Raw genomic sequence first — 24,898 nt, 5'->3', positions numbered from 1 at the left:
TAAACGTCAGCAGGCGCTGCAGGGATACAACGGATTCGGCGATTTTACCCGGAACTCGCACGCCTCCGAGTTGCACCATGAGTTGCGATAAAGGCAACAGAGTTCCGAGTTTGCGATGATTGCTGACGCGTCTGCCGCGTGTCCATACTCGACCCATCGGCAACAGGAGATCGATATGAGCCCTCTTTGGCAGCGCCTTCGCGATCAAGCCCGGCAACTGACCGAGCGCAACCCGGTACTCGGCGATTATGCGACAAGCCACCTGCTGGTCTATTCGACTTTCGAGGATGCGCTCGCTGCGAACCTTGCCCGACAGATGCAGGCCCAAGCGAGTAACGTGGCGCTGGAAGACTGGTTCAAGGCGATCATAAAGGCCAGCCCGTCCGTCGCTCAGTCAGCGGCTGCCGATATCAACCATCTGGAAACCGTCAATCCTGCCTGCCCGGATCACCTCACCGCCTTTCTGACCTTCCGTGGCATACAGGCCGTTCAGGCATACCGCATCGCCCATGCACTGTGGGCTGAGGGCGATGAGCAAAGCGCGGTGCTAGTACAGAACTGGGCGGCCAACACCTGGAGCATCGATATTCACCCGGCGGCACGCCTCGGCAAATCCTTGTTTGTCGACCATGGCATCGGCCTTGTTATCGGGGAAACCGCTGTAGTCGAAGATCAAGTGAGCCTCTGGCACGGTGTCACGCTGGGCAGCACCCTCAACGAAGCAGGCGACCGACACCCGAAAATCCGCAGAGGCGCACTTATTTGCGCCGGAGCAACCGTTCTGGGAAACATCGAAGTAGGAGCCAATGCCATTGTGGCGGCCAACTCGGTCGTACTCAAAGCTGTGGGCGCTGGAACGGTCGTCGCTGGCACACCGGCAAAGGTGGTGGGTAATGCCCCTGCTTTTCTGGCGACCTTTACGACAAAATCCAAAGGCTAATCAGGAGCTATTACCATGACAGCCGTCGCTCAATTTGCGCAGGGTATCGATCATCCTCTTGTCACCGTGCGTAATCATGCCGAGGCTCTGGAGCTGTATCGCAGAATGGGCTTCGCGCCGTCGCCGGTCAGCTACCACCCTTGGGGAACCGTCACCTCGTTGATGATGTTTCCCAGTAACTTTATCGAATTGATCGGCGTCGAAGATGCTTCGAAATTCGGCACCCACTCGGTAAACGGTTTCTGCTTCGGACGTCAGCTGGGTCAATTCCTCGACCGCGGCGAAGAAGGCGTTTCGCTGGTGGCGCTGCACAGTAAAGATGCCGACGATGACCACGCGCGTATGGCGGCTGCAGGGCTTGAAAGCCAGGGCCGTATTGATTTTCGTCGAAAAATGACGCTCCCCGATGGTCGCGACGATGAAGCTGTTGTTTCGTTGGCGCTCTTCATCGACCCGGAACTCCCGGACGCCTCCAACTTTATCTGCCATCAGCATCGTCCTGAACTGATCTGGGTGCGCGGCTGGCAGAACCACCCCAATGGTGCAGACGGGATTCTGGCAATCACTTATCTGGCAGCCCCCAAACGGCTTGAACCCCGCTGGCGAGCTATCTATGGCGATGCAGTGAAATACAACGGTACTGTGCTGGAAGCTGATACCGGATGCGGCTTATTGCGAGCGATTGACGCCGCTACAGCTGCCCTGGAATTTCCGGGCGTCGAACTACCTGCAATTACCAGGGAGCGCCCCCATGCGATTTCCATCCGGCTGCGCACCACGAGCCTCAACGATCTGCGCGCAATACTGGCGCGTAATGACGTGGCTCATCATGAAATACGGGGCCATGAAATACCGGACCGCGTCCTCGTGGCGCCGCACGCGGCAGGCAATGTCATCCTCGATTTCGTACAGAGTGTCTGACTGAACGTCGACTGACGACTATCAGCTTTTTATACCACGCACTTCGTCAACACCACGGTTGGCGAGCTGGTCGGCACGCTCGTTGCCGGGATGGCCGATATGGCCTCGTACCCACTGCCATTTCACGTTATGCCGGCTGACCTGTTCATCGAGCAGCTGCCACAGATCGGCATTTTTGACCGGTTCCTTGGCCGCGGTTTTCCAGCCGCGTTTCTTCCAGTTGACCATCCACTCGGTAATGCCTTTCATCACGTACTGAGAGTCGGTCACCAGCGTCACTTCGCAGGGACGCTTGAGCTCTTCGAGCCCGCGAATGGCACCCGTCAGCTCCATGCGGTTGTTGGTGGTGTTGGCCTCGCCACCCCACAGCTCCTTTTCGACACCCTTGAACACCAGCAGGGCACCCCACCCGCCCGGGCCAGGATTGCCCTTGCAGGCACCGTCGGTGAAGAGTTCAACGCTATCGCTCATTACGACCTTTCCAGAATGATGGGCTTCATGTGCAGCAGGGCATTGCTCAGGAATGATCCTGAGTGTTGCGACTGACCTTGGCCATCGGCATGGGAATCAGCTTGCCGATAGGGTCGCGGCGTACCTGACGTACAGGCCTCAGGCCTACCACCAGTTTACGCGCCACCAGAAGGTAGAAGCCGCCACCGGGGCTCTGACGTCCTTCGCCGAGGCTTTCGAGCCCAGCAAGGCGTGACTGCCATGCCGCTGAAGCAAGGGGCGGACGATAGCATCCGAAGCGCCGTTTCTCCAGCGCGAAGCCCAGCAGGTTCAGCCAGTCGGCGACCCGCGAGGATGAGATGCAGCGCGCCTTGCCCAGCGCATCCCGAGCGAACACGTGACGCATGCCCCAGGCGCTCCAGGGGTTGATGCCGATAATCAGCAAGTGCCCGCCCGGCCGAACACTGCTGGCTGCTTCACGAAGTAGCCCGTGGGGCGACAGGCAGAAATCCAGGCCGTGTTGCAGTACCACGACATCCGCCGCGTGTTCGCTCAATGGCCAGGCCTGCTCTTCGCAGACAATCTCGACGCCCGGCAATGGTGCTCCGAGCCGCACATTGCGTTGCACCTGCGGGGCAACCGGCGGCGCTTGCGCCGACAGGCCGTAATGCACCAGATAGCCGCCGAAATACCGCCCCAGCTCTTCGTCGAGAATGCGCCGTTCCTCTTCGAGCAGAAGCTGCCCCAGCGGCCCGGAAAGCCATTCACGGGCAGCGCGGATCAATGCAAGCCACTCAGGATCAGCCTGAGCGAACGCTTCATCGGTCATGAGTTCTCCTCCAGAGGTGCTCGCGTACAGCGGCAACAGACTCTAAGATGCACCATTGTCCGCCGCTATGCGAACTGCGCCATGATACAGATCCACGCCCTTCCTGCTTTCAATGACAACTACATATGGTTGTTACAAGACCTTTCGAGCCAGCAATGCGCGGTGGTCGATCCTGGCGACGCGAAACCGGTGCTGGGCTGGCTGACGGAGCATCCAGACTACCGGTTGACCGATATTCTCATCACCCACCACCACAATGATCATGTCGGCGGCGTGGCGGAACTCAAGCAGGCGACCCGGGCACGCGTACTCGGCCCTGCGGCAGAGACTATTCCGGCACGCGATGTCGCACTGGTCGACCATGACCGACTGACAGTGCTCGGCCTCGAGTTTGTGGTGCATGCAGTTCCCGGCCACACGCTCGGTCATATCGCCTTCTACCATGAAGACGCTACAACGCCCTTGCTGTTCAGCGGCGATACGCTGTTCGCAGCAGGCTGTGGACGTCTGTTCGAGGGTACGCCAGAGCAGATGCATGACTCCCTCGAGCGTCTGGCCAAACTGCCGGACAGCACGCTGATTTATTGCGCCCACGAATACACGCTGAGTAATCTGCGCTTCGCCCAGGCCGTCGAGCCCGATAATCAGGATATTGCCCAACGCCTCGCCGAAGTCATCCGCTGGCGTAGTGAAAATCGCATCAGCCTTCCTTCAAACCTGGCTCTGGAAAAACGCACCAACCCGTTCCTGCGAACCCGGGAAACATCTGTTAAAGAAAAAGCGGACGAACGGAGCAGCGGGCAAAACACCTCGCAGAGTGCGGTCTTTGCCAGCTTGAGGGCATGGAAAGATAAGTTCTGACCCGACCATAAAACCGCAATAAAATTCTGAAAGGTTGACCGACGGCAGGCTGCTTCCTAGAATCGCCCGACATTTTCGTCTGGATGTACCCCCCGAACAATGTCGTCATCTATCAGCAAGCCTTCACATTCGGACGCATTGACTCGGTTGGCTCAGGCCATGGCTGTCACCGCGAGTGCGCTTCTGGCCGGTTGCCAGAGCACTGCCAGCGTCGACCCGGTCAGCAGCCATCGCACGCCTAATCTGGCCGCCGGCATCAAGCAAAAACCGATTTTCCTGTCTCACAAGCCCGTCACTCCCCTCGCCCCGCCACAAGATGTGTGGGAGCGCATGCGTCAGGGCTTTCAACTGCAACAAGGCAACGATCAAAACCCCCGTATCGACCAGCAGCGCCTGTGGTTCGCCAACAACCCTTCCTTTCTGGAAAACGCTGGCGAGCGTGGCAGCCTGTATATGCATTACATCGTCGAGCGCCTTGAAGAACGCAACATGCCGCTGGAGCTGGCTCTGCTCCCTGTCATCGAAAGCGCTTACAACCCGATGGCCGTTTCACGCAGCCAGGCTGTAGGTCTATGGCAGTTCATCCCCTCGACCGGGCGTTATTTCAATCTGCGTCAGACCAGCTTTTACGACGGACGTCGTGATATCCAGGCCTCGACTGTTGCCGCATTGGATTACCTGACCCGCCTGCATGACATGTTCAACGGCGACTGGTTGCTGGCCCTGGCGGCCTACAACGCGGGCGAAGGCACAGTGAGCCGTGCCATCGAGCGCAATGACAAGCTCAACCTGCCGACCGACTACTGGAATCTGCCACTTCCGCAGGAAACACGGGACTATGTGCCCAAGCTGCTGGCCTTGTCCCAGGTAGTACTGTCGCCGGAAGCCTATGGCGTCAACCTCAATCCGATCGCCAACCAGCCCTATTTCGAAGTCGTCGAACTCAACAAGCGCGTCGATCTGTCCAAAGTGGCCAGCGCTGCCGATATTGACGAAGATGAGCTTATCCAGCTCAACCCTGCCTACAAGAAGCGTCTGACCGTCGATGGGCCTCAGCATCTGCTGGTGCCAACGTCCAAGGCGCAACTGCTGACTGCCAGCCTGCTGACCATGAAACAGGAAGAGCTGGTCGCCTGGCAGCCTTACCGCGTACGCAAGGGCGATACTCTGGAAAGCCTGGCGAGTCGCTATCAGGTCACGGTCAGCTCGCTCAAGGGCAATAACAAGCTGTCCGGCAACCGCCTGAAGGTCGGTCAATCACTGAGCATACCGGTCAAGCCGGGCATGCAGAATTCACAGCCCGTGTTCGAAGCGTTGGCCAGCAACGACAAGCCGTCACGTACCCGAAGTTACAAGGTGCGCAGCGGTGACAACCTGACCACCATCGCGCAAGCCAACAAGGTGGATGTCGAAGACCTGCAACGCTGGAACAAGCTGACCGGCAAGAAGCTCAAGGTCGGCCAGACGCTGGTCATGCAGGACACCAGCAAATCCAGCAGTAAAACGGTCGCCAGCGCCAAAGACGGCGAAAAGAAATCCATGCAGTACAAGATCCAGAAAGGCGACTCGATGTACCTGGTCGCCAAGCGCTTTAACGTCGAGATGCAGCATCTCAAGCGCTGGAATCCACGTAGCGGGCAGGCCCTCAAACCCGGTCAGACCCTGACCGTTTACCTGCCGCACTGATGACCTCGGCCACTTGCCCTTCGATAACCTTGGGGCGGGTGGCCGATGCAGCCCCGGCGGCGCAGTCACCTGCAGTCTTTTTCCAGCTGGAACAAGCTGTTACTGTTAGCGACCCGAAAGCCCAAGTCGCCTGGATCGTGATACGTCCCTTCCTGCTAACCATCAGCCTGGCCTTGAGCTTCTGCGCCAACGCAGCCATCACAGAAAGTCATGGCTACGCGCAGTTTGGTGTTCTCAAGTACCCGGCCAGCTTTACTCATTTCGACTGGGTCAATCCCGAGGCGCCGAAAGGTGGCACCTTGAGAATGATGGCGTTTGGTACGTTCGACACGCTCAACCCTTACACATTCAAGGGCAGCAGCCCGGTCTCGACCGGAAACTTCCTGCAATACGGCGTCAATGAACTGAACGAGCCGTTGATGGTGGGCACAGGGCAGTACGACCCGTCCGGCGATGAACCGACCTCCAGTTACGGGCTGATCGCCCAGTCCGTTGAATACAGCGAGGACCGCAGCTGGGTGGTGTTCAACCTGCGCCCGCAGGCGCGCTTTCACGATGGCAAGCCCATCACCGCCTACGACGTCGCGTTTTCCTACCGAACGCTGCTCAAGGACGGTCATCCTCAATACCGCACCGCCTTGCAGGAAGTGCAGCTCATCGACATCCTCAATCGTCATCGCATCCGGTTTGTCTTCAAGCGCTCTGGCAATCCGTTGCTGATTCTGCGTCTTGGGGAACTGCCAGTGCTGCCCCAGCATTACTGGAAGAACAGAGACTTCAAAGCGACTACCTTCGAACCGCCGCTGGGCAGTGGTCCCTACCGCATCACCCGCGTGCAGCCCGGACGTCAGCTGGTGTTCGAGCGGGTCAAGGATTACTGGGGCAAGGACCTGCCGGTCAACCGCGGCAAATACAATTTCGACCGGGTGGAAGTCGAGTTCTACCGCGACAGCGATGTGGCGTTCGAAGCATTCAAGGCGGGCGAATTCGATATCTACATCGAGCATCAGGCCAAGAACTGGGCCAATGGCTATAACTTCCCGGCAGTCGCAAACGGTCAGGTAATCAAGGCGCAGATTCCGCACCGCATACCGACCCAGACCCAAGGCCTGTTCATGAACACCCGGCGCGCGGCCTTCGCCGATATCCGCGTACGCGAAGCACTGGGGCTGTTGTTCAATTTCGAATGGACCAACCGCACACTGTTCAGCGACGCTTATGAGCGTTCGACCAGCTATTACCCCAACAGCGAGTTTTCAGCGACGGGCCTGCCGAGCGGGGCTGAATGGTTATTGCTGGCGCCTTATCGCGATCAGTTGCCCGCCAGTCTGTTTACCCAGCCATTTGCCCCATCGAAAACCGATGGCGGCGGCATCCCGCGCGACACTCTGCGCAAGGCCTTGAAACTGCTTGCCGATGCTGGCTGGACGCTGTCGGACAAGGGCTTGCTCAACGCCGACAAGCAACCGCTGCGCTTCGAGATCCTGCTGGTCAACCCCAACCTCGAACGCATCCTGCAGCCCTACATTGAAGACCTGCGACGCCTGGGTATCTATGCAGGGCTGCGCACCGTCGATCGCGCCCAGTACAAACAACGCCTGGACCGTTTCGACTTCGACATGATTCTCATGACACTGCAACAGACGCTGAGCCCTGGTCTTGAGCAGTGGCAATATTTTCATTCAAGCCAGGCCGCGATCAACGGCAGCAAGAACTACGCCGGCATTGCCAACCCGGTGGTCGACGCCCTGCTGAACAAACTGCTCGGCGCGCAAACCCGCGATGAACAGGTCGCGGCTGCGCGAGCGCTGGACCGCGTGCTGCTGGCTCAGCACTACAGCATTCCCAACTGGTATCTGAACAATCATCGGCTTGCCTATCGCAACCGATTCGCCATGGTCACCACCCCGCCCTACACACTGGGGCTGCGTGCGTGGTGGCTCAAGACTCTGGAGAAGCCCCGATGAACCCATTGCATTCCCTGCGCGCGCAAGCGGCCGGCCTGCTGTTGGCCAGCCTCGCCTGCACGGTACAGGCTGCGCCTCAGCATGGCGTGACGCTGTACGACGAGCCGCCCAAGTACCCGGCCGACTTCAAGCACTTCGACTACGTGAACCCGGATGCGCCCAAGGGTGGCACGTTCCGCCAGGCAAGCTTCGGCGGTTTCGACAGCCTCAACCCGTTCATCAACAAGGGCGTGCCGGCAGATGACATCGGCCTGATCTACGACACCCTGGCCCGTGCAAGCCTGGATGAACCGTTCAGTGAGTACGGGCTGGTTGCCGGTAAAATCGAGAAAGCCCCGGACAACAGCTGGGTACGCTTCTACCTGCGCCCGGAAGCGCGCTTTCATGACGGCCACCCGATGCGTGCAGAAGACGTGGAGTTCAGCTTCAAGACACTGATGGAGCACGGGTCGCCCATGTACAAGGGTTACTACGCCGACGTCGATCAGGTGGTCGTCGAAGACCCGCTGCGCGTGCTGTTCAAATTCAAGCACAAGGGCAATCGGGAGATGCCGCTGATTCTTGGCCAGTTACCCGTGCTGCCCAAACATTTTTGGGCAGATCGCGACTTCAGCAAGGGCAACCTGGACTTCCCGCTGGGCAGCGGGCCGTACAAGGTCGCCGATGTAAAAGCCGGGCGCTCGGTGCGCTATGAACGGGTCAAGGATTACTGGGCCAAGGACCTGCCGATCAATAAGGGCTTCTACAACTTCGATGTGCTGACCACCGACTACTATCGCGACAACACCGTCGCGCTGGAAGCGGGCAAAGCCGGGCAGTTCGATTATTGGGTGGAAACCAGCGCCAAGAACTGGGCAACTGCATATGACACGCCAGCAGTCCGGGATGGCAGGCTGATCAAGGAAGAGCTTCCCAATGGCAATCCGACGGGCATGCAGGGTTTTGTCTTCAACCTGCGCAAGCCGGTGTTTCAAGACGTCAGGGTCCGTGAGGCGCTGACTCTGCTGCTGGACTTCGAGTGGACCAACAAACAGCTGTTCAACGGCTCGTACAGCCGCACCAAAAGCTATTTCGACAACTCGGAAATGGCCACCAGCGGCCTGCCGTCCGCCGAAGAACTGAAAATTCTTGAACCGTTGCGCGGCAAGATTCCGGATCGAGTGTTCACCGAACCCTTCACGCTGCCGGTAACCGATGGCAGTGGCATGATTCGTCCACAGCAACGCCGGGCCTTCCAGCTGTTGCAGGAAGCGGGCTGGAAGATCGTCGACGACAAGATGGTAGATGCACAGGGCAACCCGGTGAAGCTGGAGTTTCTGATCGCCCAGACCGAGTTCGAGCGCATTCTGTTGCCTTACAAACGTAACCTGAGTGATCTGGGCATCGAGCTGGTGATTCGCCGCGCCGACGTGTCGCAATACATCAACCGCCTGCGCTCGCGGGACTACGACATGATCGTCACTGGCTATCCGCAGTCCAGCTCACCCGGTAACGAGCAGCGCGTGTATTTCGACTCATCCAGCGCCGACAACCCGGGCAGCCGCAACTTCATGGGCCTCAAGGACCCGGCGGTAGACACGCTGGTCAACGGGCTGATCAACGCCGACTCCCGGGAAAGCCTGATCACCCATACCAAAGCGCTGGACCGCGTATTACTGTGGGGTTTTTACGTTGTACCCAACTGGCACATCAAAACCTGGCGGGTGGCTTACTGGAATCACATCGACCATCCCAAGGCCAAGGCGCTTTCCGATATCGGCCTGATGACCTGGTGGGCGAAGCCGGATGTCAAACCCGCCACCGCGACCCCGTCAGCCACTGATCAGGCCAAGCCTGCGAACGCGGAGCAATAACATGCTGGCTTATATTCTGCGACGGCTGCTGCTGATCATCCCTACCCTGCTCGGCATTCTGATCATCAACTTCGTCATCATTCAGGCCGCACCCGGTGGACCGGTCGAGCAGATGATCGCCAAGATCGAAGGCTTCGATGGCGCTACCAGCCGAATTGCGGGTGGCGGTGCCGAGGTATCGGTGGCGGGCTCCAACTACCGTGGCGCGCAGGGCCTGGACCCGGCACTGATCAAAGAAATCGAACGCATGTACGGCTTCGATAAATCGGCACCGGAACGCCTGTGGATCATGATCAAGAACTACGCCACGCTGGATTTCGGCGACAGCTTCTTTCGCGATGCCAAGGTGATCGACCTGATCGTCGAGAAGATGCCGGTCTCCATCTCTCTGGGGTTATGGAGCACGCTGATCATGTACCTGGTGTCGATCCCGCTGGGGATCGCCAAAGCCACTCGCCACGGCAGTCAGTTCGACGTGTGGACCAGCTCGGCGATCATCGTCGGCTACGCCATCCCGGCGTTTCTGTTCGCGATTCTGCTGATCGTGGTGTTTGCCGGTGGCAGCTACTTCAACTGGTTCCCGCTGCGTGGGCTGACCTCGAACAACTATGACGAACTGAGCACCCTGGGCAAGGTCTTCGACTACTTCTGGCATCTGGTGCTGCCGGTCACCGCGCTGGTGATCGGCAACTTCGCCACCATGACCCTGCTGACCAAGAACAGCTTTCTCGACGAAATCAGCAAGCAATATGTCACCACCGCCAAAGCCAAGGGCCTGAGCAACCACAAGGTGCTCTACGGCCATGTGTTTCGCAACGCGATGCTGCTAGTGATCGCTGGCTTCCCGTCGGCGTTCATCGGTATCTTCTTCACCGGCTCGCTGCTGGTGGAAGTGATCTTTTCGCTGGACGGCCTAGGCCTGATGAGCTTTGAAGCCGCTATCAACCGCGACTACCCGGTGGTGTTCGGCACCCTGTTCATCTTCACCCTGCTGGGGTTGGTGGTGAAGCTGATCGGCGACATCACCTACACCCTGGTAGACCCGCGCATCGACTTCGAAAGCAGGAAGCATTGATATGAAGCTGTCTCCTCTCAATCGCCGTCGCTTCGAACGCTTCAAAGCCAACCGACGCGGCTGGTGGTCACTGTGGCTGTTCCTCATCCTGTTCGGCCTGAGCCTGGGCGCCGAACTGATCGCCAACGATAAACCGCTCGCCGTGCGCTACGACGGTCACTGGTACTTCCCGGTGCTGGAGCGTTACCCGGAGACCACCTTCGGCGGCGAATTCCCGCTGGAAGCCAATTACAAGAGCCCGTACATCAAGGAATTGCTCGCGGCGAAGGATGGCTGGACCCTGTGGGCGCCCATCCCGTTCAGTTACCAGAGCATCAACTACGACCTGAAAGTCCCCGCCCCTGCGCCACCGTCCCGGGAAAACCTGCTGGGCACCGACGATCAGGGCCGTGATGTGCTGGCACGAGTGATCTACGGCTTCAGGATTTCCGTGCTGTTCGCCCTGACCCTGACCATCCTCAGCTCGATCATCGGCGTCATCGCCGGTGCCCTGCAGGGTTTCTATGGCGGCTGGGTCGACCTGCTGGGCCAGCGTTTTCTGGAGGTGTGGTCGGGCCTGCCCGTGCTGTATCTGTTGATCATTCTCGCCAGCTTCGTGCAACCCAACTTCTGGTGGCTGCTGGGCATCATGCTGCTGTTCTCCTGGATGAACCTGGTGGACGTGGTGCGTGCCGAGTTCCTGCGTGGCCGGAATCTGGAATATGTAAGAGCCGCGCGAGCGCTGGGCATGGAGAACGGCGCGATCATGTTCCGCCATATCCTGCCCAACGCCATGGTCTCGACCATGACCTTCATGCCGTTCATCCTCACCGGGGCCATCGGCACCTTGACTGCACTGGACTTCCTGGGCTTCGGCCTGCCCGCCGGATCACCTTCGCTGGGCGAACTGGTGGCGCAGGGCAAATCCAACCTGCAGGCACCCTGGCTGGGCATCAGCGCGTTCGCTGTGCTGGCCATTATGCTGAGCCTGCTGGTGTTCATCGGCGAATCTGCCCGCGATGCTTTCGACCCAAGGAAATAAGATGAGCAATGACAATCTGATCGAAATCCGCGATCTGGCGGTCGAGTTCGTGACGGGCGACTCACGGCAACGGGTGGTCGAGAACATCAGTTTTGACATCCGTCGGGGTGAAACCCTCGCACTGGTCGGCGAAAGCGGCTCGGGCAAATCGGTTACAGCGCATTCGATCCTGCGCCTGCTGCCCTACCCCATTGCCAGTCATCCGAGCGGCACTATCCGCTACGGCGGTGAAGACCTGCTGAAAGTGGAAGAGAAAAAGCTGCGCTCGATCCGTGGCAACCGTATCGCCATGATCTTCCAGGAACCGATGACTTCGCTGAACCCACTGCACTCGGTCGAAAAACAAATCAACGAGGTACTGGGCCTGCACAAGGGCCTGACCGGCAAGGATGCCACCAAACGCACGCTGGAGCTTCTTGAGCTGGTCGGCATACCTGAGCCACACAAACAGCTCAAAGCCTTGCCACACGAGCTGTCAGGCGGCCAACGCCAGCGTGTAATGATAGCGATGGCACTGGCCAACGAGCCGGAGCTGCTGATTGCCGACGAACCGACCACTGCACTGGACGTCACGGTACAGCTGAAAATTCTTGAGTTGCTCAAGCAACTGCAGGCTCGTCTGGGCATGGCATTGCTGCTTATCAGCCACGATTTGAACGTGGTAAGGCAAATAGCCAACCGAGTATGTGTCATGCAGCGCGGTTGCATCGTCGAACAGGCATCGTGCGAAGAATTGTTCCGTTCGCCGCAACACCCTTACACCAAAGTGTTGCTCAGCGCAGAGCCCAGCGGCGGTCCTTCGACCAACCCGGCCGGCGCCCCGCTGCTTGAAGTCGAGGACCTGAAAGTCTGGTTCCCGATCAAAAAGGGCCTGCTCAAGCGCACGGTCGACCACGTCAAGGCGGTGGACGGCATACGCTTCAGCCTGCCGCGAGGGCAAACACTGGGCATCGTGGGTGAAAGCGGGTCGGGCAAATCGACGCTGGGGCTGGCGATTCTTCGGCTGATCGGCAGCCAGGGCACCATACGTTTCAAGGGCAACGCGCTAGAATCTCTGTCGCAACAGCAGATCCGTCCGCTGCGCAGGCAGATGCAGGTGGTGTTCCAGGACCCGTTTGGTAGTTTGAGCCCGCGTATGTCAGTGGGTGAAATCGTTGGCGAAGGCTTGCGAATCCATGGCATGGGCACGGCCGCCGAGCAACAGACGGCGATCATCGAAGCACTCAGGGAGGTTGGCCTGGATCCGGATACCCGGCACCGCTACCCTCACGAGTTCTCCGGTGGCCAACGGCAGAGGATCGCCATTGCACGTGCGCTGGTATTGAAACCGGCGCTTATCTTGCTGGACGAGCCGACGTCAGCCCTCGACCGGACCGTACAGCGTCAGGTCGTCGAGCTGCTTCGCTCGCTGCAAGCCAAGTACAATCTGACGTATTTGTTCATCAGCCATGACCTGGCTGTCGTCAAAGCGCTAAGCCACCAGCTGATGGTGGTCAAGCAAGGCCAAGTGGTCGAACAGGGTGCAGCGCAGGACATCTTCGCCGCACCGCAACATCCTTATACACAGCAGCTGCTGGAAGCCGCCTTTTTGGCGCCGGTAGCTGTCGATTAACCTGAAGAGGAACAACACATGGGTTTTCTCGCCGGTAAGCGCGTCCTGATCGTCGGTGTCGCCAGTAAACTGTCCATCGCATCCGGCATTGCTGCCACCATGCATCGTGAAGGTGCAGAACTTGCTTTCACCTACCAGAACGACAAGCTCAAGGGCCGTGTCGAAGAGTTCGCCGCAGGCTGGGGCTCAGGTCCTGAGCTGTGCTTCCCTTGCGATGTGGCCAGCGACGAAGAGATCACCAAGGTCTTTGAAGAGCTGAGCAAGAAGTGGGACGGCCTGGACGTGATCGTTCACTCGGTCGGCTTTGCTCCGGGTGACCAGCTCGACGGCGACTTCACCGACGCCACCACTCGCGAAGGTTTCCGCATCGCTCACGACATCAGCGCCTACAGCTTCGTGGCCCTGGCCAAGGCTGGTCGCGAAATGATGAAAGGCCGCAATGGCAGCCTGCTGACCCTATCGTACCTGGGCGCAGAGCGCACCATGCCCAACTACAACGTCATGGGCATGGCCAAGGCCAGCCTGGAAGCAGGCGTTCGTTACCTGGCCGGCAGCCTCGGCCCGGAAGGTACTCGCGTCAATGCTGTATCGGCCGGCCCGATCCGCACACTGGCTGCTTCGGGTATCAAGAACTTCCGCAAAATGCTGGCTGCCAACGAAGCGCAGACTCCTCTGCGCCGCAACGTGACCATCGACGAAGTCGGCAATGCCGGCGCGTTCCTGTGCTCTGACCTGGCGTCGGGCATCAGTGGTGAGATCATGTACGTCGACGGCGGTTTCAACACCACCGCGATGGGCAGCATGGAAGAGTAAGACGGCAAGCGCCGCTCCTCGCGAGCGGCATTTTCCGGCAGGCAACTTTCCTGCACTCAAAAAGAAGGCCGCTCAGTGAGCGGCCTTCTTTTTTGTGCGGGTTTCGAGATGCTTAGAACTTCTCGATCTTCGCCTTGCTTTCCAGCTGTGCGCGGTACGCAGCGAAATCCTGCTGACCCGCACGCGACGCGAGGAAGCGACGGTATTGCGCCTTTTCCGCATCAGTCGGTGCAGCAGCCTGATTCACGCCGTTGAGACGCACAATCACGAAGCTGCCATCGGCTGCAGTAATGCTGGCGAATTCCGGCTTGCCCTTGCCATCAGGCTTGGGCATGCGGAACAGCGTCTGCAGTACTTGAGGATCAACGCCTTCCTGACTGCGAGTGACTGCTTCCATCGATTTCCAGTCACGTCCATCCTGCTTCGCAGCCAGCGGGATCTTGCCATCACGCAGCCCGGCCAGCAGAGCCTCGCCCTTGGCCTTGGCAGCGGCCGTGGCGTGCTCCTTGACCAGTTGAGTGCGAATCGAGCTGGCAACGCTCTCAAGCGGCAACTGCTGAGGTTGCAGATGCTCTTTGGAGCGCACCACCACGACGGTCTCCGGATCCAGCTCCAGCGTGTTGCTGTTGGAGCCTTCTTCCAGCACTTCCGGGCTGAACGCAGCCTGGATAACCGCACGGTTGGCTGTAATACCCTCACCGCCTTCACGACCGAATGGCGCAGTGGTCTGAACCTTCAGGCCCAGGTCCTGTGCCGGTTGAGACAGATCGGACGATTCAAACGCAGAATCTTCCAGCTGCTTGGTCACTTCGACAAATTTCTGCTCGACCAGCTGCGATTTCAAATCCGTGGTCAGTTTGTCTTTCAGACTGGCGAAGGTCGGCACCGATGGAGCCTCGACGCCCAGCAACTTGATCAGGTGCCAGCCGAAGTCGGTACGCACAGGCTGCGATACCTGGTCCTTGTTCAAGGCATACAATGTGTCTTCGAACGCAGGGTCATAGACACCCTTGCCTGCGTAACCAAGATCACCGCCCTTGCTGGACGAACCAGGGTCCTGCGAATATTCCTTGGCCAGCGCCGCAAAATCTTCACCCTTGGCCAGACGCTGTTGAATTTCTTCAATCTTCGCCTTGGCCTGCTCGTCGTTCAGTTTGTCGTTCACCTCGATCAGGATGTGCGCAGCACGACGCTGTTCGGACAGATTGGCGATTTCCTTCTGATAAGCCGCCTGCAAGTCCTCATCCTTGACCTGCACCTTGTCGAAGAAAGACGACTTCTTCAATTCGATGTAATCAAGCACAACCTGCTCAGGGCTCATGAACTCCTTGGCATGCTGGTCGTAGTGGGCCTTGACTTCGTCATCCGTCACTTTGACCGCCGTGGTATCGGCGGGCAGGGTCAGCGACGCGAAATCACGGGTCTGCTTTTCCAGACGGGCAAAAGCGTCAACCTGTGCATCGGTTACGAAAGCACTGCCGGCAACCCCCGCACGCACCTGACCGATGAGCATTTCCTGGCCAAGCATCTGGCGGAACTGCAAACGGCTGTAACCCAGCTGGCGAATGACCTGATCGAAACGGTCAGCACTGAACTTGCCATCGACCTGAAACTCAGGCGTCTGCAAAAGCTGCTGATCCAGTGCCGCGTCGGAAAACGAGAATTTCGCATCCGTTGCACCTTGCAGCAGCAGCTTGCGGTCGATCAGGCCTTTGAGGGCTGATTCACGCAACAGCTTTTCATCCAGCATCGCAGAATCGAAATCCTTGCCCAACTGCTGCGCGAGCTGCTGAGCCAACTGACGCCGCTGCATGTCGACGGCCTGGCTCAACTCATTCTGAGAGATGTCCTCGCCGTTCACTTCAGCCGCGTTCTGCTTATTGCTGGTAGCGGTAAACAACGCCTCGATGCCGGTGAAGGCCATCAAAGCGATGATGATTCCGATAATTGTCTTGGCAATCCAGCCTTGTGAATTGTCCCTGATGTTCTGCAGCATTGCGTCCCCCAAAACGGTTGAACTGACTAACCAACCGCGGAGCGTGGGTAGAAAGCGGATAGAAGAAAGGCGCATCCGAGGATGCGCCTTCTCGTAACTGACGGAGCGGTAGGGCTCGAACCCCTCGGTGTTGCAACCGAATGCACCACCGCTCCGCTACTGGATCAGGACAGACCCGACCCAGCGGGCAAAGGCATCGAGAGGCTTAGTTGACAGCTTCTTTGAGGGCTTTACCAGCTTTGAAACCTGGTTTTTTAGCAGCAGCGATTTCCAGCGTCTTACCAGTCTGAGGGTTGCGACCGATGCGAGCAGGACGATCAGTCACGGAGAACGTACCAAAGCCAACCAAAACAACCGAGTCGCCAGCCTTCAGAGCGCCAGTGACGGATTCGATCACTGCGTCCAGCGCACGGCCAGCAGCAGCTTTCGGGATATCAGCAGATGCAGCGATAGCATCAATCAGTTCCGACTTGTTCACTCTAAGTCCCCTTATCTCTATATTGAGTATGTTTCTAAGTTTTAGGTGTTAAGCAAAACGAGCGCTGGAAGGCTTGCTGGTGCTTGCTTTAAAGAGCCGCTTTATAACAAGGGCTCTAAAAAGCTGTCAAGGAAGCCTACCCAGTCTTAATGCGTGCTAATTCTGTCCTTAGAGTCAGACTCGCGTTTTTCTTCCTTTGCGACCAGATCTGTAGCCACGTCCGGCAACGGCTCCGGCGCGTATTGCAGCGCAATTTGCAGGACTTCGTCAATCCATTTAACGGGCTTGATTTGCAGATCCTGCTTGATATTGTCAGGAATCTCCTTCAAATCACGCACGTTTTCTTCCGGAATGATCACCGTCTTGATTCCGCCGCGATGCGCAGCCAGAAGTTTTTCCTTCAGACCACCAATCGCCAGCACCTGCCCGCGCAAGGTAATCTCGCCCGTCATTGCCACATCGGCACGTACCGGGATCTGTGTAAGCGCTGATACCAGAGCAGTACACATGCCTACGCCAGCGCTTGGTCCATCCTTGGGCGTCGCGCCTTCCGGCATGTGGATATGCGTGTCGTGTTTCTCGTGGAAATCGGCTGGAATGCCCAGACTACGGGCACGACTGCGCACCACGGTCTGCGCGGCTGTAATGGATTCGACCATGACATCACCCAGCGAACCGGTCTTGATCAACTGGCCCTTGCCCGATACAACCGCAGCCTCGATGGTCAGCAATTCACCGCCCACCTGAGTCCACGCCAGGCCTGTGACCTGACCGATCTGATCCTGTTGCTCGGCCAGTCCGTAGCGGAATTTGCGCACACCCAGGAAGTGTTCGAGCATCTCGGCAGTAACCTGCACGGAGAAGCGTTTTTCCATGGCGTGTTCTTTGACCGCCTTGCGGCAAACCTTGGCAATCTGGCGCTCTAGACCGCGTACGCCCGCTTCACGGGTGTAGTAGCGAATGATGTCGCGGATTGCTTCCTCGTCGAACTGGATCTCGCCTTTCTTCAAGCCATTGGCCTGAATCTGCTTGGGCGAGAGGTATTTGACGGCGATGTTGATCTTTTCGTCTTCGGTGTAACCCGGCAGGCGAATGACTTCCATCCGGTCCAGCAAGGCTGGCGGAATATTCATCGAGTTCGACGTGCACAGGAACATTACGTCGGAAAGATCGTAGTCGACTTCGAGGTAGTGATCATTGAAGTTATGGTTCTGCTCGGGGTCCAGGACCTCAAGCAATGCCGACGCCGGATCGCCGCGCATGTCACTGCCCATCTTGTCGATTTCATCAAGCAGGAACAGCGGGTTGCGGACGCCCACTTTTGTCATCTTTTGTATCAATCTTCCTGGCATCGAACCGATGTAAGTCCGGCGATGACCACGAATTTCAGCCTCGTCACGCACGCCACCGAGTGCCATACGCACGAATTTACGATTGGTTGCGTTGGCGATGGACTCGGCCAGGGAAGTTTTACCCACACCCGGTGGACCTACCAGACACAGTACAGGGCCACGAATCTTCTTCACGCGCTTTTGCACGGCGAGGTATTCGAGAATGCGTTCCTTGACCTCATCCAGACCATAATGGTCTGCATCCAGGATCGCTTCGGCGCGCGCAAGGTCCAGACGCACCTTGCTCTGAGCCTTCCACGGCACCTGAACCAGCCAGTCGATGTAGGAGCGCACCACAGTCGCCTCGGCCGACATCGGCGACATCTGCTTGAGCTTGTTCAGCTCGGCAGTCGCCTTTGTCAGAGCGTCCTTGGGCAGCCCGGCAGCGTCGATGCGCTTTTTCAGCTCTTCAATTTCGTTATGGCCTTCGTCGCCATCGCCCAGTTCTTTCTGAATGGCCTTCATCTGCTCATTCAGGTAGTACTCGCGCTGGCTGCGCTCCATTTGTTTTTTCACACGACCGCGAATTCGCTTTTCAACCTGCAGCAGGTCGATTTCGGCATCCAGCAAGGCCAGCACGTGCTCGACACGGGCCGACAGGTCGATAATCTCGAGAATTTCCTGCTTCTGCTCGATCTTGAGCGCCATGTGCGCTGCCATGGTGTCAACCAGGCGACCGGGCTCATCGATGCTGTTGAGCGACGAGAGGACTTCTGCGGGGACTTTCTTGCCAAGCTGCACATACTGCTCGAACTGAGCCAGCAGGCTGCGCACAAATACTTCGGACTCGCGATCCGGCGCATCGACTTCGTCGATCAACGCGACGTCGGCGCGGTAATGGCCATCGACTTCGATGAAACGCTCTACCGAACCACGCTGCTCACCTTCGACCAGCACCTTGACGGTGCCATCAGGCAGCTTGAGCAACTGCAATACGGTGGCAATAGTGCCGACGTTGTACAACGCCTTTTCATCAGGATCGTCGTCAGCCGGGTTTCTTTGCGCCAGCAGCAGAATCTGCTTGTCGCCCGTCATTGCCGCTTCAAGGGCTTCGATAGACTTCTCGCGCCCCACGAACAGCGGGATAACCATGTGCGGATAAACCACGACATCACGCAATGGCAAGAGAGGCAATTCAATAGTGGTCTTCATGATTTCGCCTCTACGGCGGCCAATTGGCCGGGACAGATGGAATTAGCTTGAAGCCAAGATGGGGGTAGCGTCCAAAAAAAACAAGCTCTAGAGCCACGACCCGCCAAGATCAATTTCTTTATACAAAACGAATGAACGGCTGAAAAATGCAAAAGGGGGCCAAAAAGGCCCCCTTCCGTATTACTTCACACGCCCATACACCTGCGTGTGTTACGCGTCAGGGGCAACCTTGGCAGGCGGCTCACTGTTTTCGTAGATCAGCAGCGGCTTGGACGTACCATCGATAACGCTCTCATCGATCACCACCTTGCTCACGTCACTTTGCGACGGAATTTCGTACATGGTGTCGAACAGCACGCCTTCGAGGATGGAACGCAAGCCACGGGCACCGGTCTTGCGCTCCAGCGCGCGACGGGCAACCGACTTCAACGCGTCGGTGCGGAACTCGAGGTCCACGCCTTCCATCTCGAACAGCTTGGCATACTGCTTGGTCAGCGCATTCTTCGGCTCGGTGAGGATCTGTATCAAAGCAGCCTCATCCAGCTCGTCCAGCGTTGCAAGCACTGGCAGACGGCCCACGAACTCAGGGATCAGACCGAACTTGACCAGATCGTCAGGCTCGACTTCACGCAGGGACTCGCCAACCTTCTTGCCCTCCTCCTTGCTGCGAACCTCGGCGTTGAAGCCGATGCCGCCACGGGTGGAACGGTTCTGAATGACCTTTTCCAGGCCCGAGAAGGCACCACCGCAGATAAAGAGGATGTTGCGTGTGTCCACTTGCAGGAATTCCTGCTGCGGATGCTTGCGACCGCCTTGCGGAGGAACGGAAGCCACGGTGCCCTCGATCAGCTTCAGCAAGGCTTGCTGCACGCCTTCGCCGGAAACGTCACGAGTGATCGAAGGGTTGTCGGATTTGCGCGAAATCTTGTCAATTTCATCGATGTAGACAATGCCCATCTGGGCCTTATCGACATCGTAATCACATTTCTGCAACAGCTTCTGGATAATGTTTTCAACGTCCTCACCCACATAACCGGCTTCGGTCAGGGTGGTGGCGTCAGCGATGGTGAACGGCACATTGAGCAGACGGGCCAGTGTTTCGGCCAGCAGCGTCTTGCCGGAGCCCGTAGGGCCGATCAGCAGGATGTTGCTCTTGCCCAGTTCAACGTCGTCATTCTTCTTGTCGCGCTGGTTCAGACGCTTGTAGTGGTTGTACACCGCTACTGCGAGCACCTTTTTGGCACGTTCCTGACCGATTACATACTGGTCAAGGATGCCGCTGATTTCTTTAGGCGAAGGCAATTTATGCGCGCTGCTTTCGGCCTGTGCTTCCTGCACCTCCTCGCGGATGATGTCGTTGCACAGGTCGACGCACTCGTCGCAGATAAAGACCGAGGGGCCGGCAATCAATTTGCGCACTTCATGCTGGCTTTTGCCACAGAAGGAGCAATAGAGCAATTTGCCGTTGTCCTCGCCGTTGCGGGTGTCAGTCATTCGATCGATCCAATCCGGTAGGCTTGCAACACAAGATGAAGGCTATTGCGGGCTTTTTCAAGTCCGCAGGCGGTCGGTTGTGCCGACCCCCTACATTTTGAGCCGCTTAGGCAGGCATTTGACGCTTGTTGATCACGGAGTCGATCAGGCCGTATTCAGCCGCACGCTCTGCGCTCATGAAGTTGTCACGCTCGGTGTCGCGCTCAATGGTTTCGAGGCTCTGGCCGGTGTGATGCGCCAGCAGCGAGTTGAGACGATGACGAATGTGCAGGATTTCCTTGGCATGGATGTCGATATCCGACGCCTGACCCTGGAAACCGCCCAGCGGCTGGTGAATCATCATCCGCGAGTTGGGCAGGCAATGACGCTTGCCTTCTGCACCACCGGCCAGCAGGAATGCCCCCATGCTGCAAGCCTGACCGATACAGATCGTCGAAACGTCCGGCTTGATGAACTGCATGGTGTCGTAGATCGACATGCCTGCTGTCACCGAACCGCCCGGCGAGTTGATGTAGAGATGGATATCCTTGTCCGGGTTTTCCGCTTCAAGGAAGAGCAGTTGTGCCGCGATAAGGTTGGCCATGTAGTCCTCTACCGGACCAACCATAAAGATGACTCGCTCCTTGAGAAGGCGAGAATAGATGTCATAGGCGCGTTCGCCACGGGCGGACTGCTCGATAACCATCGGGACCAGGCCGCCAGCGGCCTGGATGTCAGAGTTCTGCTGAATATAAGAATTGCGGGACATGTCCTGCATTCACTCCCAAATAGTCGAGTCTTGAATACGCACAAGCCAGCGCGAAGGCTGGCTTGTGGGTGTTTTCGCACGAAAAGAGAAATCAGTCGGCTTTTGGAGCTTCCACCGGCTTGACAGCTTCTTCGTAGGAGACCGATTTGTCGGTCACGCTAGCTTTCTGCAAAACAGTATCTACAACTTGCTCTTCAAGCACAACAGAACGTACCTCGTTCATTTGCTGCTCGTTCTTGTAGTACCAGGCAACAACCTGCTCAGGCTCCTGATAGGCGGATGCCATTTCCTGAATCATTTCACGTACGCGAGCATCATCAGGCTTGAGGTCGAACTGCTTGACGACCTCGGCAACGATCAGACCCAGCTCGACGCGACGCTTGGCCTGCTCTTCGAACAGCTCAGCCGGCAACTGGTCTGGCTTGATGTTGCCGCCGAACTGTTGAACAGCCTGGACGCGCAGACGGTTGACTTCGTTTTCCAGCAGCGCTTTAGGCACTTCGATAGGGTTGGCAGCCAGCAGACCGTCCATGACCTGATTCTTGACCTTGGACTTGATCGCCTGACGCAGCTCGCGCTCCATGTTCTTGCGAACCTCGGTGCGGAAGCCTTCGATACCGGTTTCCTTGATACCGAACTGCTTGAAGAACTCTTCGTTCAGCTCAGGCAGCTTTGGCTCGGAAACGGTATTGACGGTCACGGTGAACTCGGCAGCCTTGCCGGCCAGCTCAAGGTTCTGATAGTCCTCGGGGAAGGTCACGTTCAGAACGCGCTCTTCGCCAGCCTTGGCGCCAACCAGACCGTCTTCGAAACCAGGAATCATGCGACCGGAACCCAGCACCAGCTGGGTAGCCGTAGCAGAACCGCCAGCGAACACTTCGCCGTCGACCTTGCCCACGAAATCAATGTTCAGCTGGTCTTCGTTCTGGGCAGCACGGTCGGCCACTTCAAAACGAACGTTCTGCTTGCGCAGCACTTCCAGCATGTTGTCCAGATCGCTGTCCACCACGTCGGCAGACAGGCGCTCTACGGCGATGGTGTCGAAACCGGCAACGGTGAATTCCGGGAATACTTCGAAAGTAGCCACGTATTCCAGGTCTTTGCCTTTTTCGAAAGATTTCGGCTCTACAGCAGGAGCACCGGCCGGGTTCAGCTTCTGCTCAACCACAGCTTCGTAGAAAGTAGCCTGAATCAGATCGCCCAATGCTTCCTGACGTGCGCCGTCTTCATAACGCTGACGGATCACGCTCATAGGCACCTTGCCTGGGCGGAAGCCCGGGATCTTGGCTTTACGTGCGGTCTGCTGCAGACGCTTGTTGACTTCAGTCTCGATGCGTTCGGCAGGCACGCCAATGGTCATGCGGCGCTCAAGAGCGGAAGTATTTTCAACAGAAACTTGCATGGATATTCCTCGTTGCACAGACGTTAGCCGGCCGTTTCCGACCCCAGAATCAAGGGCATGCATTCTAGTGGGTCAAACTCAAGAAGTCACCCTACTGAAAAAGGGTGGATTTATAGGACGAAAGCGGAGCGCTGCAGCGCAAGGAAGAAAAAAGCCTCACACCCTCGGCGACGCGTCTGGCACGGCCTCTATATAAAGAAGCATCAGCGCCGGAGACGACCGACTCCATCCAGGTAGCACGTCCCACTCGACCGACGGCGGCAAGCCACCGGACCCGTGAAACGGTAAAGCGAATACGCTGAAACAAAAAAAGCCGCTTCACGCGGCTTGCAGCGACCCGGGCTTTCGCTTGAATCACTTCTGCTCTGGCGAACGGAGAACACAAAGAAATCTCCGCACACCTGCCATGCAAGGCTTCAGCCTCGAAGCCTGATGAATCAACGCACATTTTGCGCTGCTGATTCCATAGCGCCGGGCTGCTTGCAGCCTTATTCAACCCGGCGCGCATCGTACACAACGCAACCCACGCGCGCCACCCATTGCAAGCAATTGACGCGCCTGACAATTTTACTCTCGGATAAGCCCTACAACTTGTCACCCACCAGAGGCAAAAGCTGGCGTACGCTCAAACACCTTGCGGCAGCAGCCACACTGCGCACCACGGAAAGGCGGTGCAACTTACCGAGGTAACGCTTCTGACCTGCAACTCTGCACTACGCCATGATTAAAAAGATTAACGACTGAGGAAGCAAACACCACAGTGACACGCTCGGCACGACCGCAATCATGCGGACCTCCCAACGCCAGGCCATGACGCCTCAACCTAAACCAGACACAACGTCGAAAACCGACCATCTTCCGCGTGACCATACCGGCCTCCGGCACCCGCCAACCTTGCGGCACAGCAAGACCTGACGAGAGCCAGCACCTCCGCCGCCCCCCTGTACTGCTTAGCCATCCGCTACATAATCCGACCACTGATTTCACCGCTGCTGGCAACAATAATGAAGCCTGCGCCAAGAATGAACTGCACTGTTTTCGCACCACACCAGCAGCATCGCCCGAGCTCTTACACGCCAAGAAATCAATGCCCTTAAACATTGAAACCCGTCAGGAAAAACCATGTACAAGATGATTGCTGCACTTACTTTTCTCGCCATCACCTCAGCAACACTGACGGGGTGCAACGACAAGGAGGGGAGCACGGGAAACGCAGCAGCCACTAAAACCACTTATTATTCTTCCTACAAATGCAACATTGACTCAATTGCCGGAAAGATCAGCCCGGAACTCACCTCTTCTGTGCCAGAGCAAGGTGTTGCTTGTCATCGAATAACCAGAAAGCCTGATGGCGAGACTGAGCCTCGACAATCTGGTAGCTTTCTTTTCCACTTCAACGCAAAAGCCCAGGCCGCTGGGGCTTTTTGGTTTCTGCCAGATGCAAAAACCGCCCAATGACGGGCGGTGCTGGTCAGTTTTTGCAGACCACCTGCGGAGGTGCCGCAGGTGTCAGCTTTTGGGGAATCACGATTGAAGTTCCGGGCAGAGACACGAGCTCGATGACTCCAAACATGCAAATAATCGCTTGCTCACCATCGTTGCTTGATCTGCTACGTACCCCTACTAAAGCCTCGTAGTCCTTCCCTGGTTCCAGCTTGTAAACGACCGCCTGGCCAGCACAGGACAAGTAAGTGCTGCCATTGCCACCAATCGTCGCGCCCAGGGTTGCAATTTGAAACGGGAGATCAGTCCTGACGCGATACTCGGTCACAACCTCTTTATAGACACCTTCACCCATCCGGGTGGCTGGGACGTATTCAGTAAGCGTGGGCGCAACTCGCTTCGGCATGCGAACGCTTGCCGATTTCAGGGGGTACTGCGGATAGTTGATATTCGCCGTGCCGTCTCGCCCGAAACGTCCAGCATCAGCCATCTTGTGGCGGGTAGCAGGGGCACAACTACCCATAATGCTATCTCCATACACACTGGAGTTCGTGATAACGCGAACATGTGCCAAGTCTTCTGACTGAGCAGGCTCTTCGTAGGGTACTGAAGATATTCCGGAGCAACCAGTAAGCGCTACAGCAAAAAAAATTACGAAAGTGACAGCCCGCATTACGATGTCCTTATTGACTTGCCAACCAAAAAACCGACGCGATGGCCGGTTTTTTTGTCCCCTTTCCTACGCATGCACAAAGGAAGCAATGGC

At 57.5% G+C, this 24,898-nt stretch carries 19 protein-coding genes and 1 pseudogene; 11 read left to right on the top strand and 9 right to left on the bottom strand.

From position 1 onward, the window contains the following. Window positions 1–175 precede the first annotated feature (175 nt). On the top strand, window positions 176–940 hold the full coding sequence (epsC, locus tag FFH21_RS09040) for a serine O-acetyltransferase EpsC (protein ID WP_004660721.1): 765 nt from the start codon (window positions 176–178) through the stop codon (window positions 938–940). Between the two features lie 15 nt (window positions 941–955). Further along, complete coding sequence (locus tag FFH21_RS09035; protein ID WP_004664362.1) at window positions 956–1,861, top strand: VOC family protein; 906 nt, start codon at window positions 956–958, stop codon at window positions 1,859–1,861. A 21-nt stretch (window positions 1,862–1,882) separates the two neighbouring features. Here FFH21_RS09035 and rnhA read toward each other — a convergent pair whose 3' ends face one another. Both rnhA and FFH21_RS09025 read right to left on the bottom strand, forming a co-directional pair. After that, entirely contained in the window at window positions 1,883–2,332 is a 450-nt protein-coding gene (gene rnhA / locus FFH21_RS09030; protein ID WP_011168174.1) for a ribonuclease HI, read from the bottom strand. Window positions 2,333–2,378: 46 nt separating this feature from the next. Beyond that, window positions 2,379–3,140, bottom strand: a complete 762-nt coding sequence (locus FFH21_RS09025) for a methyltransferase domain-containing protein (RefSeq protein ID WP_011168173.1) — start codon at window positions 3,138–3,140, stop codon at window positions 2,379–2,381. A gap of 81 nt (window positions 3,141–3,221) precedes the next feature. Here FFH21_RS09025 and gloB point away from each other — a divergent pair, with 81 nt between their 5' ends. The 8 genes from gloB to fabI all read left to right on the top strand — a co-directional run bounded on the left by gloB (window position 3,222) and on the right by fabI (window position 14,028). Next, the gene (gloB, locus tag FFH21_RS09020; protein WP_004664360.1) at window positions 3,222–4,001 is read left to right on the top strand and encodes a hydroxyacylglutathione hydrolase; all 780 of its coding nucleotides are present in this window, start codon (window positions 3,222–3,224) and stop codon (window positions 3,999–4,001) included. A 99-nt stretch (window positions 4,002–4,100) separates the two neighbouring features. Beyond that, the gene (locus FFH21_RS09015) at window positions 4,101–5,687 is read left to right on the top strand and encodes a lytic transglycosylase domain-containing protein (protein ID WP_002552745.1); all 1,587 of its coding nucleotides are present in this window, start codon (window positions 4,101–4,103) and stop codon (window positions 5,685–5,687) included. Window positions 5,688–5,824: 137 nt separating this feature from the next. Then, a complete protein-coding gene (locus tag FFH21_RS09010; RefSeq protein ID WP_041924764.1) occupies window positions 5,825–7,654 on the top strand; it encodes an extracellular solute-binding protein in 1,830 nt (609 codons plus the stop codon). After that, window positions 7,651–9,507, top strand: a complete 1,857-nt coding sequence (locus FFH21_RS09005; protein ID WP_011168171.1) for an extracellular solute-binding protein — start codon at window positions 7,651–7,653, stop codon at window positions 9,505–9,507. The genes FFH21_RS09010 and FFH21_RS09005 overlap by 4 nt, the downstream gene beginning before the upstream one ends. Window position 9,508: 1 nt before the next feature. Further along, the gene (locus FFH21_RS09000; RefSeq protein WP_002552742.1) at window positions 9,509–10,582 is read left to right on the top strand and encodes a microcin C ABC transporter permease YejB; all 1,074 of its coding nucleotides are present in this window, start codon (window positions 9,509–9,511) and stop codon (window positions 10,580–10,582) included. A gap of 1 nt (window position 10,583) precedes the next feature. Next, complete coding sequence (locus tag FFH21_RS08995; protein WP_002552741.1) at window positions 10,584–11,603, top strand: ABC transporter permease; 1,020 nt, start codon at window positions 10,584–10,586, stop codon at window positions 11,601–11,603. Between the two features lies 1 nt (window position 11,604). Continuing rightward, window positions 11,605–13,215 (top strand): ABC transporter ATP-binding protein, encoded by a 1,611-nt coding sequence (locus FFH21_RS08990; protein ID WP_011168170.1) that lies wholly within the window; start codon window positions 11,605–11,607, stop codon window positions 13,213–13,215. Window positions 13,216–13,233: 18 nt separating this feature from the next. Beyond that, window positions 13,234–14,028, top strand: a complete 795-nt coding sequence (fabI, locus tag FFH21_RS08985; protein ID WP_011168169.1) for an enoyl-ACP reductase FabI — start codon at window positions 13,234–13,236, stop codon at window positions 14,026–14,028. 112 nt (window positions 14,029–14,140) lie between these two features. Here fabI and FFH21_RS08980 read toward each other — a convergent pair whose 3' ends face one another. The 6 genes from FFH21_RS08980 to tig all read right to left on the bottom strand — a co-directional run bounded on the left by FFH21_RS08980 (window position 14,141) and on the right by tig (window position 22,689). Further along, window positions 14,141–16,024, bottom strand: coding sequence for a SurA N-terminal domain-containing protein (locus FFH21_RS08980; RefSeq protein ID WP_011168168.1), 1,884 nt, complete (start codon window positions 16,022–16,024; stop codon window positions 14,141–14,143). Between the two features lie 205 nt (window positions 16,025–16,229). Beyond that, complete coding sequence (locus FFH21_RS08975) at window positions 16,230–16,502, bottom strand: HU family DNA-binding protein (RefSeq protein ID WP_002552737.1); 273 nt, start codon at window positions 16,500–16,502, stop codon at window positions 16,230–16,232. 146 nt (window positions 16,503–16,648) lie between these two features. Continuing rightward, entirely contained in the window at window positions 16,649–19,045 is a 2,397-nt protein-coding gene (gene lon / locus FFH21_RS08970) for an endopeptidase La (RefSeq protein WP_002552736.1), read from the bottom strand. 210 nt (window positions 19,046–19,255) lie between these two features. Further along, on the bottom strand, window positions 19,256–20,539 hold the full coding sequence (gene clpX / locus FFH21_RS08965) for an ATP-dependent Clp protease ATP-binding subunit ClpX (RefSeq protein WP_054088562.1): 1,284 nt from the start codon (window positions 20,537–20,539) through the stop codon (window positions 19,256–19,258). A 106-nt stretch (window positions 20,540–20,645) separates the two neighbouring features. Then, a complete protein-coding gene (gene clpP, locus FFH21_RS08960; RefSeq protein WP_002552734.1) occupies window positions 20,646–21,287 on the bottom strand; it encodes an ATP-dependent Clp endopeptidase proteolytic subunit ClpP in 642 nt (213 codons plus the stop codon). Between the two features lie 91 nt (window positions 21,288–21,378). Then, entirely contained in the window at window positions 21,379–22,689 is a 1,311-nt protein-coding gene (tig, locus tag FFH21_RS08955; RefSeq protein WP_011168166.1) for a trigger factor, read from the bottom strand. A gap of 1,122 nt (window positions 22,690–23,811) precedes the next feature. On the opposite strand from tig, the pseudogene FFH21_RS31005 reads away from it, so the two are divergent. Next, window positions 23,812–23,994, top strand: a pseudogene (locus FFH21_RS31005) (hypothetical protein); the annotation flags it as partial. A 166-nt stretch (window positions 23,995–24,160) separates the two neighbouring features. On the opposite strand, the gene FFH21_RS08945 reads toward FFH21_RS31005, so the two are convergent. Continuing rightward, window positions 24,161–24,805, bottom strand: coding sequence for a hypothetical protein (locus FFH21_RS08945; protein ID WP_011168164.1), 645 nt, complete (start codon window positions 24,803–24,805; stop codon window positions 24,161–24,163). Window positions 24,806–24,898: the final 93 nt, after the last annotated feature.

This window comes from Pseudomonas sp. KBS0707, assembly GCF_005937945.2.
Lineage (GTDB): Bacteria > Pseudomonadota > Gammaproteobacteria > Pseudomonadales > Pseudomonadaceae > Aquipseudomonas > Aquipseudomonas amygdali.
This window is presented reverse-complemented; position numbering and strand designations above follow the sequence as displayed.

Bases quoted from the DNA above. Each gene is read 5' to 3' on its own strand.
- FFH21_RS08990 (WP_011168170.1), top strand. From the start codon at position 11,605: ATGAGCAATGACAATCTGATCGAAATCCGCGATCTGGCGGTCGAGTTC.
- clpP (WP_002552734.1), bottom strand. From the start codon at position 21,287: ATGTCCCGCAATTCTTATATTCAGCAGAACTCTGACATCCAGGCCGCT.
- gloB (WP_004664360.1), top strand. From the start codon at position 3,222: ATGATACAGATCCACGCCCTTCCTGCTTTCAATGACAACTACATATGG.
- lon (WP_002552736.1), bottom strand. From the start codon at position 19,045: ATGAAGACCACTATTGAATTGCCTCTCTTGCCATTGCGTGATGTCGTG.
- FFH21_RS08980 (WP_011168168.1), bottom strand. From the start codon at position 16,024: ATGCTGCAGAACATCAGGGACAATTCACAAGGCTGGATTGCCAAGACA.
- FFH21_RS09015 (WP_002552745.1), top strand. From the start codon at position 4,101: ATGTCGTCATCTATCAGCAAGCCTTCACATTCGGACGCATTGACTCGG.
- clpX (WP_054088562.1), bottom strand. From the start codon at position 20,539: ATGACTGACACCCGCAACGGCGAGGACAACGGCAAATTGCTCTATTGC.
- tig (WP_011168166.1), bottom strand. From the start codon at position 22,689: ATGCAAGTTTCTGTTGAAAATACTTCCGCTCTTGAGCGCCGCATGACC.
- FFH21_RS09005 (WP_011168171.1), top strand. From the start codon at position 7,651: ATGAACCCATTGCATTCCCTGCGCGCGCAAGCGGCCGGCCTGCTGTTG.
- fabI (WP_011168169.1), top strand. From the start codon at position 13,234: ATGGGTTTTCTCGCCGGTAAGCGCGTCCTGATCGTCGGTGTCGCCAGT.
- epsC (WP_004660721.1), top strand. From the start codon at position 176: ATGAGCCCTCTTTGGCAGCGCCTTCGCGATCAAGCCCGGCAACTGACC.
- FFH21_RS08945 (WP_011168164.1), bottom strand. From the start codon at position 24,805: ATGCGGGCTGTCACTTTCGTAATTTTTTTTGCTGTAGCGCTTACTGGT.
- FFH21_RS09035 (WP_004664362.1), top strand. From the start codon at position 956: ATGACAGCCGTCGCTCAATTTGCGCAGGGTATCGATCATCCTCTTGTC.
- FFH21_RS08995 (WP_002552741.1), top strand. From the start codon at position 10,584: ATGAAGCTGTCTCCTCTCAATCGCCGTCGCTTCGAACGCTTCAAAGCC.
- rnhA (WP_011168174.1), bottom strand. From the start codon at position 2,332: ATGAGCGATAGCGTTGAACTCTTCACCGACGGTGCCTGCAAGGGCAAT.
- FFH21_RS09000 (WP_002552742.1), top strand. From the start codon at position 9,509: ATGCTGGCTTATATTCTGCGACGGCTGCTGCTGATCATCCCTACCCTG.
- FFH21_RS09025 (WP_011168173.1), bottom strand. From the start codon at position 3,140: ATGACCGATGAAGCGTTCGCTCAGGCTGATCCTGAGTGGCTTGCATTG.